Origin of the sequence: Mesorhizobium sp. B2-3-14, from assembly GCF_006442175.1 — a bacterium.
Classification (GTDB): Bacteria; Pseudomonadota; Alphaproteobacteria; order Rhizobiales; family Rhizobiaceae; genus Mesorhizobium; species Mesorhizobium australicum.
Map to the genome: position 1 here is coordinate 585,173 of NZ_VFVP01000002.1, position 13,762 is coordinate 598,934.

The following is a 13,762-nucleotide window of genomic DNA, read 5'->3' on the forward strand; positions in this document are numbered from 1 at the left end:
TCGAGCAATTCCGGAACCGTTTTTTCGGTCCGGGATCGCACCAGAACGCCTGGATTAGAACCCCAGCGCGCCAGCGATCTTAGGCGCGGCTTCGTGCCAATCCTGGACGACGATGACATCGTCCGGGACCGATGGCAGGAACCTACGCAGCGAATTGTCGGCCATCAGATGGAAAAGATTTGCGTCGGCGACCGAGTCACGCACCGACGCCAGATTGGCTGGCTGATCGTCGACGAAGACCACCGGCCGCCCGCTCCTGCCGCGCAGTTTGGCTACCGCCGGCCCCTTGGCCATTTCGGTGGTCAGCAGCGGATAGGCTAGCCCCAGTGCATCGAGATGGGCGCGTCGCACGGCGCGATGCCGGTGCGGCATGGCTGTCAGCAATATGATTTCCGCACGGTCTCCAAGTCCGGTCAGGGCTTCCGCGGCGCCATCGGTGATGCTTTGCCAATCGGCTTGCGCGTCGAAGAAATCGCCCAGGAGTGCGGTGACTTCGGGTTGTTCGATCAGGCGGCCGCTGGCTGTCTCGGCAATGTTGCCGGTCAGCCGGAAGGACGCCAGCGTCAGGCCATAGCCGCGCGCCTTGAGGAAATGCGGGAAGGGCCGGATGAATTCGAGCACCACGTCGTCGACATCGAGCACCAGCAGCGGTCGGTCGTCAGCCGCCAGTTCCTCGATCTGGCGCGCGGTTTCGGGATCATCGCTCATGTGGAGTGCTCGTGATTGTCATCGCCAAGCGGCAAGGCGCGCAACGCCTTGCCGACAGCCGCTGGTGGCGTGCCGGTTTCCTCGGCGAAGCGCATCAAGGTCGGCTCGTGGGCAAGAATGAACTGCAGGACGCCGGCCAGGAAACCCGGCTCGCCGGCCGCCCGGCGGATCGAATGCGCCTCTATTCCCGTGATTGCCAGAAAGCGCGGTAAAAGCTCCGGATCGGCGGCAACGAAGCCCAGTGCCTTGACGGCAATGGTTTCCGCCTCTTCGCGCATTGACGCTGCGTTTGCCATCACTACCTTCGGTGCGTGGAATGAGTCTCTCCCGCAGTAATGGCAAGAATTGCTTGCGGCAAGCCATTAGCGTGTGGCGCGCCTTTTGGACGCGCAGGGAGGCGAGGCGGAATTCGTGCTGCTTTGCAGGCTTCGGGTTTCCGTTTCGTCAATCATATTGCCGTATAGTGCAGCAGGGTTTGGTGCGTTCAAGGAAAGAGCGCATGACGGCCACCTCCGGGCGGAGGACGGCCGGGACGGGATGTCGATGCCTAAGAAGGTGATGATCGTCGAGGACAACGAGCTCAATATGAAGCTCTTTCGGGACCTCATCGAAGCAAGCGGTTACGAGACGGTGCGCACCCGCAACGGTCTGGAGGCGCTCGACCTGGCGCGCCAGCACCGGCCGGACCTCATCCTGATGGACATCCAACTGCCCGAAGTGTCGGGACTGGAAGTGACCAAATGGCTGAAAGAGGACGACGATCTGCACGTCATCCCGGTGATTGCGGTGACTGCCTTCGCGATGAAAGGCGACGAGGAACGCATCCGCCAAGGCGGCTGCGAGGCGTATATTTCGAAGCCGATCTCGGTGCCGCGTTTCATCGAAACCATCAAATCTTATCTGGGCGATGCCTGATGTACCCTTCCAGCCGAGCCGGAGCGTTGTGAAATGACTGCGCGGATCCTCGTCGTCGACGACATCCCTGCCAATGTGAGGCTGCTGGAAGTCCGGCTGCTGGCCGAGTATTTCGAGGTTCTGACCGCCATCAATGGGGCCGATGCGATCGAGACCTGCGAGAACGGCAAGGTCGATGTCGTGCTGCTCGACGTAATGATGCCCGACATGGACGGGTTCGAGGTCTGCCGGCGATTGAAGAGCGATCCGGCGACGTCGCACATTCCGGTGGTGATGATCACCGCGCTCGACCAGGTCACCGACCGCGTGCGCGGGCTCGAGGCCGGTGCCGACGATTTCCTGACCAAGCCGGTCAACGACTTGCAGCTGATGACGCGCGTCAAGAGCCTGGTCCGCCTGAAGTCGTTGACCGACGAGCTTCGGCTGCGCGCCTCGACCACGCGCAACATCGGCATCGAAGAACTTTTGAGCCGCAATTTCGCGTCCGAGGACACGACGCCGAAGGTGCTTTTGATCGACGAGCGCAAATCGTCGGTCGAGCGCATCCAGAAGATGCTACGCGATCGTGCCGACCTCGACGTCACGGGCGATCCGCATGCCGGGTTCTTCCAGGCCGCGGAGACGCCCTATGAATGCGTGATGATCTCGACGGCCTTCGCCGATTTCGATCCGCTCAGGCTCTGCTCGCAACTGCGCTCGCTCGACCGCACCCGTTTCGTGCCGATCATCCTGCTGGCGGAGGAGGGCGAGGAGGAGCGCATCATCCGAGGGCTCGAACTCGGCATCAACGACTATCTGATGCGGCCGATCGACCAGCAGGAACTGACGGCGCGGCTGCGTACCCAGGTGCGCCGCAAGCGCTACAACGACCAATTGCGCGCCAGTGTCACCCAGACCATCGAAATGGCCGTGACCGACGGCCTCACGGGGCTGCACAATCGCCGCTATCTAGACAGCCATCTGCAGACGCTGTTCGATCGCGCCGTGGCGCGGCGCCGGCCGCTGTCGGTGATGATCACCGATCTCGACCGCTTCAAGTCCATCAATGATGCGCATGGGCATGACGGCGGCGACGAGGTGCTGCGCGAATTCGCGCGGCGGCTGCGCAAGAACGTCCGGGGTATCGACCTTGCCTGCCGGTTCGGCGGCGAGGAGTTCGTGGTGGTAATGCCCGACACCGACGGCGCAGTGGCCGAGAAGGTGGCCGAGCGCATTCGTGCCGAAATCGCCCAGATGCCGTTCGCCATCGGCGCCGAGGGCAAGACGATCGAGGTCACCGTCAGTGTTGGCGTGTCATCGGTGCTGAAGGGCGTGGACACGGTGGCGGCACTGATGAAACGCGCCGATCTCGCGCTCTACGAAGCCAAGAGCGGCGGCCGCAACCGCGTCGTTGCCAAGGCAGCCTGACGCTCCGGGCCCGATTATCCGGCCAACCCCAACAGGGTTACCCATTTACCTTAATCCAAGCGATTCGCGAGCCTTGGTTAAGAAACTGTTGATTTCCATAAGTTCTTGCGCAAATGTGAAGGCCAAGACGAAGCCGGCACGAGGTAGACAGCCGGCTCGATCCTCGAATACCCCATGATGCTCAGGTCCGCCGCATCTCCTGGGTCCGTGGGGTCGGCCGGCCGGCGCTGGCACATAGTGGCCTCCTCGTACCGCTGCCAAACGCCGACCGGCCCCCTTTGCCCGATATGACATCAGGAATCTGCGTCAAGCCCCGGAAGAACCGGGGCTTTTTTGCGGCAGGTCCCGCTTTTCTGGACTGTAACGGCTTCGGTTGCACCCTCGCGTGCTATTGCTTGGCAACACCGCGACTTTTTCGCCGCCATATGCATAAGGGGAAGAAGAGGAGCCAGCCCCCTCCATTTCATACATATGGCGCGCAAGGGGCTTGCGGCAAGACCCGGCTGTTCCCGTAGAACCACGACCCAGGTTAACGGAAACGGGAGTGGCGAAATGCCGGAATTGTTGCCAGGTGGCCGAGTGCGTCGGGATCATGCGGTGGTGATCGCCGGAGGCGGTCCGACCGGGTTGATGCTGGCTGGCGAACTCGCATTGGCGGGCGTCGATGTGGCCGTTGTCGAGCGGCGGCCAAACCAGGAACTCGTCGGTTTGCGCGCGGGCGGCCTGCACGCACGCACCATCGAGGTGCTCGACCAGCGCGGAACTGCCGACCGGTTCCTCTCGCAGGGACAGACATCGCCGTCGGTGGGCTTCCACATGATCCGATTGGACATCAGCGACTTTCCCACGCGGCACAACTATCTGCTGGCGTTGCGGCAAAACCACATCGAGCGGATATTGGCCGACTGGATCAGCGAGTTCGGCGTGCCGATCTATCGCCGGCAGGACGTCACGGGCTTCGCACAGGATAATGGTGGCGTCGACATCGATCTGTCTGGCGGCCAGCGGTTGCGGACGCAGTATCTCGTCGGCTGCGACGGAGGACGCAGCATGATCCGCAAGGCCGCGGGGATCGCGTTCGATGGATGGGATCCGACGATGAGCTGGATAATCGCCGAGGTCGAGACGGCGGAGGAACCAGCATTGGGCTTTCGCAGTGACGCCCATGGTATCCATGCGATCGGCAAGATTGAGGAAGACGGCCGGGTGGGTATCGTGCTGACCGAGCGACAACTGACCATTGGTGGCGAACCGACACTGCGCGATCTCAGCGAGGCGCTTGTCGGTGTCTACGGCACCGATTACGGAGTCCACAGTCCGACCTGGATTTCCCGGTTCACCGACATGACGCGGCAGGCTGCCGCTTACCGCGACAGACGTGTTCTGCTGGCCGGTGACGCCGCGCATATCCATCCCCCAATGGGCGGACAGGGCCTCAATATTGGCGTGCAGGACGCGGTGAACCTGGGGTGGAAGCTAGCCCTGGTGGTCAAGCGGATGTCACTGGAAGGCCTCCTCGACAGCTACCATGCCGAACGCCATCCGGTCGCCGCCCGCGTGCTGCGCAACGCGATGGCGCAGGTCGCGCTTCGCCGGATGGATGCTCGCACCAAGGCCTTGAGCGACACATTCGCCGAACTGCTCGCCATGGATGGGCCACGCAAACGGATCGCCGCGGAGATGTCTGGCCTGGGTGTCCACTACGATCTCGGGGAGGGGCACGCGCTGCTTGGGCGACGAATACCCGACCTCGATCTCTCCACCGCTGATGGGCCGTTGCGACTGTTCACGTTGCTCCACGACGCGCGGCCGCTGCTCCTCAATTTCGGTGAGCCAGGCAGGCTGGACATTGCGCCTTGGGCCGACCGGATCCGGCAGATCGACGCATCGTATGCCGGTGCCTGGGAGCTTCCCGTACTCGGAACGGTCGCCGCACCCGACGCGGTCTTGATCCGGCCCGATGGATACGTGGCCTGGGTTGGCGTTGAGGATGGACAGGGATTGGCCGATGCGCTGACCAGATGGTTCGGACCGGATGCCGGAGCCGGGCGCCCCTCCGAACGCAGCGCGTCACCTTCACGGCCTGAAAGGCCGGCTGCCTCCTGACAAGCGATTGACAGGAGGTTCCATCTATGCAGAAATTGGTTGGACCATTGGACCACTTGGAGGAAATGTGGACCAGAACAGCCTGCCACCCATCCAGAGGACGGCGCGTGACGACGCCGTGCTGAAGGCATTGGTGGGCTTCGTCCGCGCCGAGGCCTTGCGGCCTGGCGAGCGACTGCCGACCGAGCGCATTCTAGCCGAACGGCTCAAGGTCAGCCGCAACACGGTGCGCGAGGCGCTGACGCGGTGGGAAGGATTGGGCCTGGTCGAACGCCGGCAAGGCAGCGGCACGTTTCTCAAGGCGGCCGTCTCGCCCGACATGCTGCATTTGCCGCTGACGCTGGCGGGCGGCAATGACTTCACCAGCCTGATGCAGACGCTGGAAATACGCCGCGCGCTGGAGGCGGAAGCAGCGGCACTGTGCGCCGAGCGGGCAAGCCCGGCCGACATTGCCGAGATCGAGGGCAAGCTCGATATCATGGAGCAGGCGTTTCGCACCCTTGATGGCATGTCGTCGGAAGAGGACTGGGAATTCCATCAGGCGATCTACCGGGTCTCCGGCAATCCACTGTTCGAACAGATCATCGCGGCCATGCACGAACTGTTCCATCGCTTCTGGGAGCATCCGCTCGGTGTGCGCGATTTCGGCCATGCCAGCTTTCCCTATCACCGCACCATCTACGAACGTATCGCCGCGCGGGATCCGCAGGGCGCCCGCGACGAGGCGCTCAAGCTCATCGCCACCGTCGAGGACGACCTCAAGCGCGGTGCGGCCAAACTCAAGCTTTCGGACCTGAAATGAACGGGCATCCAGACGGTTTCGACCACGATTATCTCGCCGAGGCGGCGACGCTTTTGGCGCATGACGAACCGTTTCCCGGCGGCGCCGTCGTGCCGCCGATCTACCAGACCTCGTTGTTCACTTTCGCCAATTATGCGGAAATGGCGGATACCTTTGCCGGCAAACGAAAGCAGCCGATCTATTCCCGCGGCGACAATCCGACGGTCATGGAGTTCGAGGCTCGTGTCGCCGCGCTCGAGGGTGCAGAGGCCGCACGCGGCTTCTCCAGCGGCATGGCGGCGATCAGCGCCACCGTGCTTGCCTTCGTCGGGGCGGGCGAGCGCATCGTTGCTGTACGCAACTGCTATGGCGATGCCTACCGGCTGTTCGAGCGGCTCCTGCCGCGGCTCAACATCAAGGTCGACTATGTCGACGGTTCCGACCCGGACGCGGTCGCGGCGGCGCTTCCCGGCGCCAAGCTGCTCTATCTGGAAAGCCCGACCTCGATGGTGTTCGAGCTCCAGGACCTGCCGCATCTGACCCGGCTGGCAAAAGAGCAGGGCATCGTCACCACCATCGACAATTCCTGGGCGACGCCGGTGTTCCAGAAGCCGATCTCGCACGGCGTCGACCTCGTGCTGCACTCGGCCTCGAAATATCTCGGCGGCCACAGCGACACGGTCGCCGGCGTGGTGGCTGGCTCGGCAGCGCATATCAAGCAGATCAACGAGCAGACCTATTCCTATCTCGGCGGCAAGCTGTCGCCGTTCGAGGCCTGGCTTTTGCTGCGCGGCCTGCGCACGCTGCCGCTGCGCCTGCCGCACCATATGAAGAGCGGGCTTGCCATCGCCGAGCGGCTGAAGGCGCATGGCGATGTCGAGCGGGTGAACCATCCGGCCTATTCGAACCATCCGGGCAAGGCGACGCTTGCCGGCTATGGCGGGTTGTTCTCGTTCGAGGTTACCGAGGACATCGACATTCCCGCCTTCGTCGACGCGCTGAAATATTTCCGCATCGGCGTCAGCTGGGGTGGGCATGAGAGCCTGGTCGTACCGGCCAAGGCGTCGCTGGAGCAGACGCCAGGACTGAATTCGATGGCGCGCTTCGGCGTCAGCCCCCGAACCATCCGCTTCAATGTCGGATTGGAAAGTGTCGAGGATCTCTGGGCGGATGTCGCCCAGGCCCTCGAAAAAGCCAGAAAATAACAAGCGGGTTCAAAATGGGAGTCTTGAACATGAAAAAACTGACCGTCTTGCTTGCCACCGTCGCGGGGCTGGCGATTTCCGCCGGTGGCGCCCTCGCCGATTCAACCCTGAAAATGGTCGAGGTGATCACCAGCCCGCCACGCACCGAATTCCTCAAGAAGCAGATCGCCGAGTTCGAGGCGGCCAATCCAGGCGTCAAGGTCGAACTGGTCTCGCTGCCCTGGGGCCAGGCTTTCGAGAAATTCCTGACCATGGTGCAGGCCGGTGACACGCCCGATGTGGTCGAGATGCCGGAACGCTGGATGGGGCTTTACGCCAACAATGCCCAGCTCGAGGATCTCGGCCCCTATATGGCCAAGTGGGACGACGCCAAGACGCTCGGCGACCGTGCCAAACAGTTCGGCTCGACCGTCAACAACACCCAGTTCATGATCCCCTATGGCTACTATGTGAACGCGCTGTTCTGGAACAAGAAGCTGTTCAAGGAGGCTGGTCTCGACGGCCCGCCAGCGACGCTCGACGAGTTTGTCGCCGATTCCAAGAAGATCTCGGCCATTCCCGGAAAATACGGCTACTGCCTGCGCGGCGGGCCGGGCGCCTTCAACGGCATGCACATGTTCATGAACATCGCTCAGGGCAAGGGCGGCTATTTCAACGAGGACGGCACCTCGACCATCAATGAAGAGGGCTCGGTCAAGGGCCTGCAGATGCTGGCCGACATGTACAAGAATGGTCTCGCGCCGAAGGATTCCGTAAGCTGGGGCTTCAACGAAACCGTCACCGGTTTCTACTCCGGCACTTGCGCCATGCTCAATCAGGATCCGGACGCGCTTCTCGGCATCGCCGACAAGATGAGCGCCGACGACTTCGCCGTGGCGCCGTTGCCGGTCGGACCAAGCGGAAAGTCCTATCCGACGCTCGGCTATGCCGGCTGGGCGATGTTCGCCAACTCGCAGCACAAGGATGATGCCTGGAAGCTGATGGCGACGCTTCTGTCGCCGAAGGACAATCTGGAATGGGCCAAGGAAGTCGGCGTCGTGCCGATCCACAACGGTGCCGACCAGGATCCCCATTTCAAGACCGAGCAGTTCAAGGGCTGGTTCACGGAACTCAGCGACAGCTCAAAATATGAAATGGTGACGCCGCCGACGCATCTGGAAAACCTCGGCAATTTCGTCGACCAGGTCGCGATCAAGAACTTCCAGGAAGTGCTGCTCGGCCAGAAGACGGCCAAGGAGGTCGCCGACCAGTGGGCCGCCTTCCTGACCAAGGAACAGCAGGACTGGCTGGCGAAGAACAAGAAGTAGCTTTTCTTCCCTTCTCCCCGTTCACGGGGAGAAGGTGGCCCGATAGGGCCGGATGAGGGGCTGCGCCAAGTTCTGAAAAGCTGGCGCCGCCCCTCATCTGCCTGCCGGCATCTTCTCCCCGTGAACGGGAAGAAGGACGCTCATTGTCCATCCCGCCGCTCCAGGGAGCCATTTCTCAGCCAAATGACCTATGCCGTATCCGAAATTCCGTCCGCAGCGGCGCCGCGAAAAAAGCGGCTCTCCTACGCGACGATCGAGCCTTGGCTCTACCTCAGCCCGGCGATCATCCTGCTGGTCGTGGTGCTGCTCGTGCCGCTGGTCATCGGCATCAGCTATTCCTTCCGCAAATTTTCGGCCTTCAAGTCCGAGTATGTCGGGCTCGGGCAGTATCAGGCGATGCTGTCGGACCTGGTGCTGGGCCAGGCGCTGATCAACACGTTGTGGTGGACGGCGGCCAGCCTGTTCTTCCAGTTCTTCCTCGGCCTTGGCCTGGCGTTGCTGCTCGACAAGCCTTTCCCAGGCCGCAAGGCGGTGCAGGCACTGGTCTTCCTGCCCTGGGCGGTGCCGTCCTTCCTGTCGGGCCTGACCTGGGCCTGGCTGTTCAACCCGATCGTCGGTCCGCTGCCGCACTGGCTGTTCGCCTTGGGGCTGAAGGCCGAACCGACCAACGTCCTGTCCGATCCCTCCACCGCCATGTGGGGGCCGATCATAGCCAATGTCTGGTTCGGCATTCCGTTCTTCGCCATAACGCTGCTGGCGGCGCTGAAGTCCATTCCCTCGGAACTGCATGAAGCGGCGGCGATCGACGGCGCTTCGCCGTGGCAACGTTTCACCAAGGTGACGCTGCCTTTCCTGGCCCCGACCATCGCCATCACGGTGATGTTGCGCACGATCTGGATCGCCACCTTCGCCGACCTGATCTTCGTCATGACCGAGGGCGGGCCGGCCGGGTCGACCAACACGGTGCCGGTCTACATCTATGTCAGCGCCTTCAAGTCGCTGGACAAGGGCTATGCCTCGGCCGTGGCCGTGCTGCTGCTGGTGCTGCTCATCGCCTACGCGATCGTGCTCATCGCCATCCGCCGCTCGCTGGTGAGGCACGTCTGATGATTGCCGGACGCTCAGCTTCACAGCGCTTCTTCGGTGGCATCGGCCTTTACGCCGCGATCGCCGCCTACGTCGTCTTCGCTCTGTTCCCGATCTACTGGACGCTGAAGATCTCGGTCACGCCGGAGCGGCTGCTCTATTCCGAAGGCATCACCTTCTGGCCGTCGCACATGACATTGCAGAATTTCGTGACCGTGCTCGAAGCCACCGATTTTCCGCGCTATTTCCTCAACAGCGTCATCGTCTCGGTGTCCACTGCGGCACTGGTCACGGTTATCGCCACGCTTGCCGGTTACGCCATGTCGCGTTTCACCTTTCGCGGCAAGGCCGCACTGGCTCTCATGTTGCTGCTGACCCAGACCTTTCCGCTGGTGATGGTCATTCCGCCTATCTACCGCGTGATGGGGCAGATCGGCCTGATCAACAGCCTCACCGGGCTGATCATCATCTACACCGCCTTCAACACCGCATTCGCCACCTTCCTGATGCAGTCCTTCTTCGACGGCATCCCCAAGGACCTGGAGGAGGCGGCGATGATCGATGGCTGCACGCGCGCGCAGGCGATGCGCAAGGTGATCGTGCCGCTGACGCTGCCCGGCATGGGCGCGACGCTGGGCTTCGTCTTTACCGCCGCCTGGAGCGAGCTGCTGTTCGCGCTGATGCTGATTTCCAGCGACGACCAGAAAACCTTCGCGGTCGGCCTGCTCACCTTCATCGGCAAGTTCGCCGTCGACTGGGGACAGATGATGGCGGCGTCGATCCTGGCGCTGATCCCGGTCTGCATCTTCTTCGCTTTCCTGCAACGCTATCTCGTCACCGGCCTGACCGCCGGCGCCGTCAAAGGATAGACCGATGGCCTCTGTCACGCTCGAAAAAGTCCGCAAGGATTATGGCGCCGTGCGCGTCCTGCACGCGGTCGATCTCGAAATCGCCGATGGCGAGTTCGTCGTGCTGGTCGGACCGTCCGGCTGTGGCAAGTCCACGCTGTTGCGCATGATCGCCGGGCTCGAGGAAGCCTCGGGCGGCGAGATCCGCATCGGCGAACGGCTGGTCAACGATGTTGCACCCAAGGACCGCGATATCGCCATGGTGTTCCAGTCCTATGCGCTCTATCCGCATATGGACGTCTCGAAGAACATGGGCTTCAGCCTGATGCTGCGAAAGGCCGAGAAGCCGGCGATCGATGCCCGCGTCGATGGTGCCGCCAAGCGGCTGGGGCTCGATACGTTCCTGCAACGCCTGCCCAGGCAATTGTCTGGTGGCCAGCGCCAGCGTGTCGCCATGGGCCGGGCCATCGTGCGCGATCCCAAGGTTTTTCTTTTCGACGAGCCGCTGTCGAACCTCGATGCCAAGCTGCGCGTTCATATGCGCGCCGAGATCAAGGCGCTGCACCAGCAGTTGAAGACCACTTCGGTCTACGTCACCCACGACCAGATCGAGGCGATGACCATGGCCGACCGCATCGTCGTCATGCATGACGGGCTGATCCAGCAGGTGGGCGCGCCGCTCGATCTCTATGACCGGCCGGCCAATATGTTCGTCGCCGGCTTCATTGGCTCGCCTGGAATGAATTTCCTGCCGGCCACGATGGAGAAGGGCGGCAAGGTGGACGCCGTGTTGTCCGATGGCCAGAAGCTTCGGCTGCCGGACGGCCTGCCGCTCAGGGACGGTGACGTCATCACCGTCGGCCTGCGGCCCGAGCATATCCGGCTGGCTGACGACGGCACGCTGCAAGGCGAAGTGGGAGTGGTGGAGCCGCTCGGCCTGTCGACGCAGTTCTACGTCAAGCTGGCCGGCCAGCAGCTTTGCGTCTTTGCGATGGGGCGCGCGGCCGTGAAGCCTGGCGACATGGTGCGCCTGTCGGCCGATCCGGCATCGCTGCATTTGTTCGACGGGAAGAGCGGCGACCGCATCGGCTAGAACATGATGCCGAAAAGTGTGAAGCGGTTTCGGACGACATCATGCTCTATCTCTTTGATTTAGAGACGGATTCAGATTTCAGGTCGACTCGACCTGAAATCATCCGGCTCTAAGGCGCTCAGCCGGGCTGACGGACTTCAGCCGCCCGGGCCGAACGAAAACGCCGCCCGATGGGCGGCGTTTCGGCATTCCAGAGGGAAAACCAGATTACTTGATCTTGGTTTCCTTGAATTCGACGTGCTTCTTGGCGACCGGGTCGTACTTGCGGAACGACAGCTTGTCGGTCTTGGTGCGGCTGTTCTTGCTGGTGACGTAGAAGAAACCGGTGTCGGCGGTCGACAGAAGCTTGATCTTGATGTTTGCGGCTTTGGCCATGATCTCAGTCCGTTATGTTCGTGGGGTTTTGGCCGCTGGAGCACGGGAAAACACCCGGACGCGGGAAACTTGGCGCGACACATAAAGAACGTGCGTGGAAAGTCAAGCCCGGCTGGCCTGATGTGGCCGGCCCAAGCTGCCCAGAACGCATAAATCAGGCGGTTTCCGCCTCGGATACCGCAACCTTCTTCCAGTCTCCGGTCGTGTTCCACCAGCGATTCGGATTGGCACGGTCGTCCAGCCCCTTGGAGCGGCTGGCAAGGATCGGCTGGATGCGGATCACCGGCTCCTGATAGGAATGCGCCTGGAAAATCGCCTCGACGACGCGGGCCGCCAGCGCCTGGTCGTCGGGCAGTTCGAACGAAACCTCGACCGTGCCGGGGCGCCGCCGCAATTCGGTCTCGGCGCCGGCGGCAGCCCCTTCAAGCGGCCTGTAGCGCTCGATGCCGTGTGCCGACTGATACGCGTTGCGGTCATATTTGCCCATGGCCAGCGGTGCGATCGCAACCACCGCATCCATGATCCGGTCCACGTCCGGGGCCGGAGCCTGGAAGGTTACAAGCAGCAGAAGCGTCATTCGCAGTGATGTGGTCTCAAAGCCGCTGTCGATCATGGCAGTGTCCTCAACTTCGGGAATCAGGGACACTCTTTTAACCGGACGCTCCTGACACGGTTCTGTCAGCATCTGCCGCGGTGCGGCGGCACTCGACGGCGCAGTGTTACAGCAGGAGCTTGCGCACGAGCCTGAAGCAGACCAGGGCGATGTAGGCGCCGAAGAACAGGCCGAGTGACCAGCCGAATCCGGAGGGCCCGAAACTGTCCATTCCGATGCCGATCGCCTGCGGGCCAAGCACCATGCCGACGCCGTAGCAGAGCACGAAGGCGGCGTTGGCGGAGGCCAGTTCGTGGCCGGAGAGCTGCGAGCCGAGATGGGCGAGGCCGATCGTGTACATGGCGGCGACGACACCGCCCCAGACGAAGAGTAGCGCGGCCATCAAATGCCAGTTCGCGGCAAAGAACGGCATGAATATCGTGCCGACGAGGCCGACCGTGGCGCAGGCGAGCAAGAGATAACGCCGGTCGGAGACGCGGTCGCTGATCATGCCGATCGGAATCTGCAACAGCACATTGCCGAGGCCGATCATGGTCAGCAGCAGCGCCGCGTCGGCCTCGGAATAACCGATGCGGTTGCCGTAGACCGGGAACAGCGCGAAGCCGCCTGTCTCAACCGCGCCGAACACGAGCACGGCGAAAGTCGCGGTCGGCACCAGCCAGATATAACGCAGGAAGTGGCTGGTTTCGCTGTCGGCCACGATGGTCGGGCTTTCGTTGCGCGCGGCGAGCACCGGTATGGCAGCCAGCGTCACCAGGGCAATGATGACGCCGAACGGCCTGAAGCCGGAGCTGCCGAGATGGGCGAACAGCCACGGCCCGGCGGCAAAGCCGAGCGACAGGACGGTGGCATAGATGCCAAGCACAAGGCCGCGCCGGTGTGGCGGCGCCGACGTGCTGATCCAGAATTCCGACAGGATGAACAGCACGGTCAGCGCGATGTGCAGAACGACGCGCAGCGGAAACCACATCCAGAAATCGGGCGCGAAATGGAAGCCGACGAAGGCGAGCGCGCCGGTGGCAATCATGGCGATCATGGTCCAGGCCACGCCGAAGCGCATGGCGAGCGGCGTGGCCAGCGGCGCCCCGGCAATCGAGGCCAGGCCGGCGACAGCCGTGTTCAGGCCGATCATCGAGGCCGAATGACCGCGTGTTTCCAGGATGACGCTGAGCAAGGGCATGCCGAGGCCAATGGCGATGCCGACGACGCTGATCGACGAAATCGCCGCCACCATCGGCAGCCAGTGTACGCGTTCGTCGCCCTGTGGTTGGGTATCGACCGTCATGGGATGCTGAATACTCTGTCTTTTTGATCTTGC

The 13,762-nt window shown here is 62.7% G+C and carries 14 protein-coding genes; 9 read left to right on the top strand and 5 right to left on the bottom strand.

All coding sequences use genetic code 11. The annotated features are described in order from the left end of the window. Positions 1-54 precede the first annotated feature (54 nt). A complete protein-coding gene (locus tag FJ950_RS07495; protein WP_140616187.1) occupies positions 55-708 on the bottom strand; it encodes a hypothetical protein in 654 nt (217 codons plus the stop codon). Then, positions 705-1,004 carry a DUF3572 domain-containing protein gene (locus FJ950_RS07500; RefSeq protein WP_140616189.1) on the bottom strand — a complete coding sequence of 100 codons (300 nt, stop codon included), beginning with the start codon at positions 1,002-1,004 and terminating at the stop codon, positions 705-707. Before FJ950_RS07500 ends, FJ950_RS07495 begins: the two co-directional genes overlap by 4 nt. A gap of 247 nt (positions 1,005-1,251) precedes the next feature. Between FJ950_RS07500 and FJ950_RS07505 the strand changes: the two genes are divergently transcribed. The 9 genes from FJ950_RS07505 (at position 1,252) to ugpC (ending at position 11,456) form a co-directional block, all read left to right on the top strand. Further along, on the top strand, positions 1,252-1,623 hold the full coding sequence (locus tag FJ950_RS07505) for a response regulator (RefSeq protein WP_006334976.1): 372 nt from the start codon (positions 1,252-1,254) through the stop codon (positions 1,621-1,623). A 33-nt stretch (positions 1,624-1,656) separates the two neighbouring features. Further along, positions 1,657-3,030, top strand: coding sequence for a PleD family two-component system response regulator (locus tag FJ950_RS07510; protein WP_140616191.1), 1,374 nt, complete (start codon positions 1,657-1,659; stop codon positions 3,028-3,030). Between the two features lie 552 nt (positions 3,031-3,582). Then, positions 3,583-5,136 carry an FAD-dependent monooxygenase gene (locus FJ950_RS07525; protein WP_181171105.1) on the top strand — a complete coding sequence of 518 codons (1,554 nt, stop codon included), beginning with the start codon at positions 3,583-3,585 and terminating at the stop codon, positions 5,134-5,136. Positions 5,137-5,203: 67 nt separating this feature from the next. Next, entirely contained in the window at positions 5,204-5,938 is a 735-nt protein-coding gene (locus tag FJ950_RS07530) for a FadR/GntR family transcriptional regulator (RefSeq protein ID WP_140616193.1), read from the top strand. Continuing rightward, entirely contained in the window at positions 5,935-7,122 is a 1,188-nt protein-coding gene (locus FJ950_RS07535) for a PLP-dependent transferase (RefSeq protein WP_140616195.1), read from the top strand. Before FJ950_RS07530 ends, FJ950_RS07535 begins: the two co-directional genes overlap by 4 nt. Before the next feature lie 29 nt (positions 7,123-7,151). Beyond that, complete coding sequence (locus tag FJ950_RS07540) at positions 7,152-8,429, top strand: sugar ABC transporter substrate-binding protein (RefSeq protein WP_140616197.1); 1,278 nt, start codon at positions 7,152-7,154, stop codon at positions 8,427-8,429. 183 nt (positions 8,430-8,612) lie between these two features. Beyond that, entirely contained in the window at positions 8,613-9,536 is a 924-nt protein-coding gene (locus FJ950_RS07545; protein WP_140616199.1) for a sugar ABC transporter permease, read from the top strand. Further along, positions 9,536-10,384 carry a carbohydrate ABC transporter permease gene (locus FJ950_RS07550; protein WP_015317628.1) on the top strand — a complete coding sequence of 283 codons (849 nt, stop codon included), beginning with the start codon at positions 9,536-9,538 and terminating at the stop codon, positions 10,382-10,384. Before FJ950_RS07545 ends, FJ950_RS07550 begins: the two co-directional genes overlap by 1 nt. Before the next feature lie 4 nt (positions 10,385-10,388). After that, a complete protein-coding gene (gene ugpC / locus FJ950_RS07555) occupies positions 10,389-11,456 on the top strand; it encodes a sn-glycerol-3-phosphate ABC transporter ATP-binding protein UgpC (RefSeq protein WP_140616201.1) in 1,068 nt (355 codons plus the stop codon). A gap of 207 nt (positions 11,457-11,663) precedes the next feature. On the opposite strand, the gene rpmG is transcribed toward ugpC, so the two are convergent. The 3 genes from rpmG to FJ950_RS07570 all read right to left on the bottom strand — a co-directional run bounded on the left by rpmG (position 11,664) and on the right by FJ950_RS07570 (position 13,729). Then, the gene (gene rpmG, locus FJ950_RS07560) at positions 11,664-11,831 is read right to left on the bottom strand and encodes a 50S ribosomal protein L33 (RefSeq protein WP_006201775.1); all 168 of its coding nucleotides are present in this window, start codon (positions 11,829-11,831) and stop codon (positions 11,664-11,666) included. Positions 11,832-11,985: 154 nt separating this feature from the next. Further along, positions 11,986-12,444, bottom strand: coding sequence for a hypothetical protein (locus FJ950_RS07565; protein WP_140616203.1), 459 nt, complete (start codon positions 12,442-12,444; stop codon positions 11,986-11,988). Between the two features lie 106 nt (positions 12,445-12,550). Continuing rightward, on the bottom strand, positions 12,551-13,729 hold the full coding sequence (locus FJ950_RS07570; RefSeq protein ID WP_140616205.1) for an MFS transporter: 1,179 nt from the start codon (positions 13,727-13,729) through the stop codon (positions 12,551-12,553). Positions 13,730-13,762 lie beyond the last annotated feature (33 nt).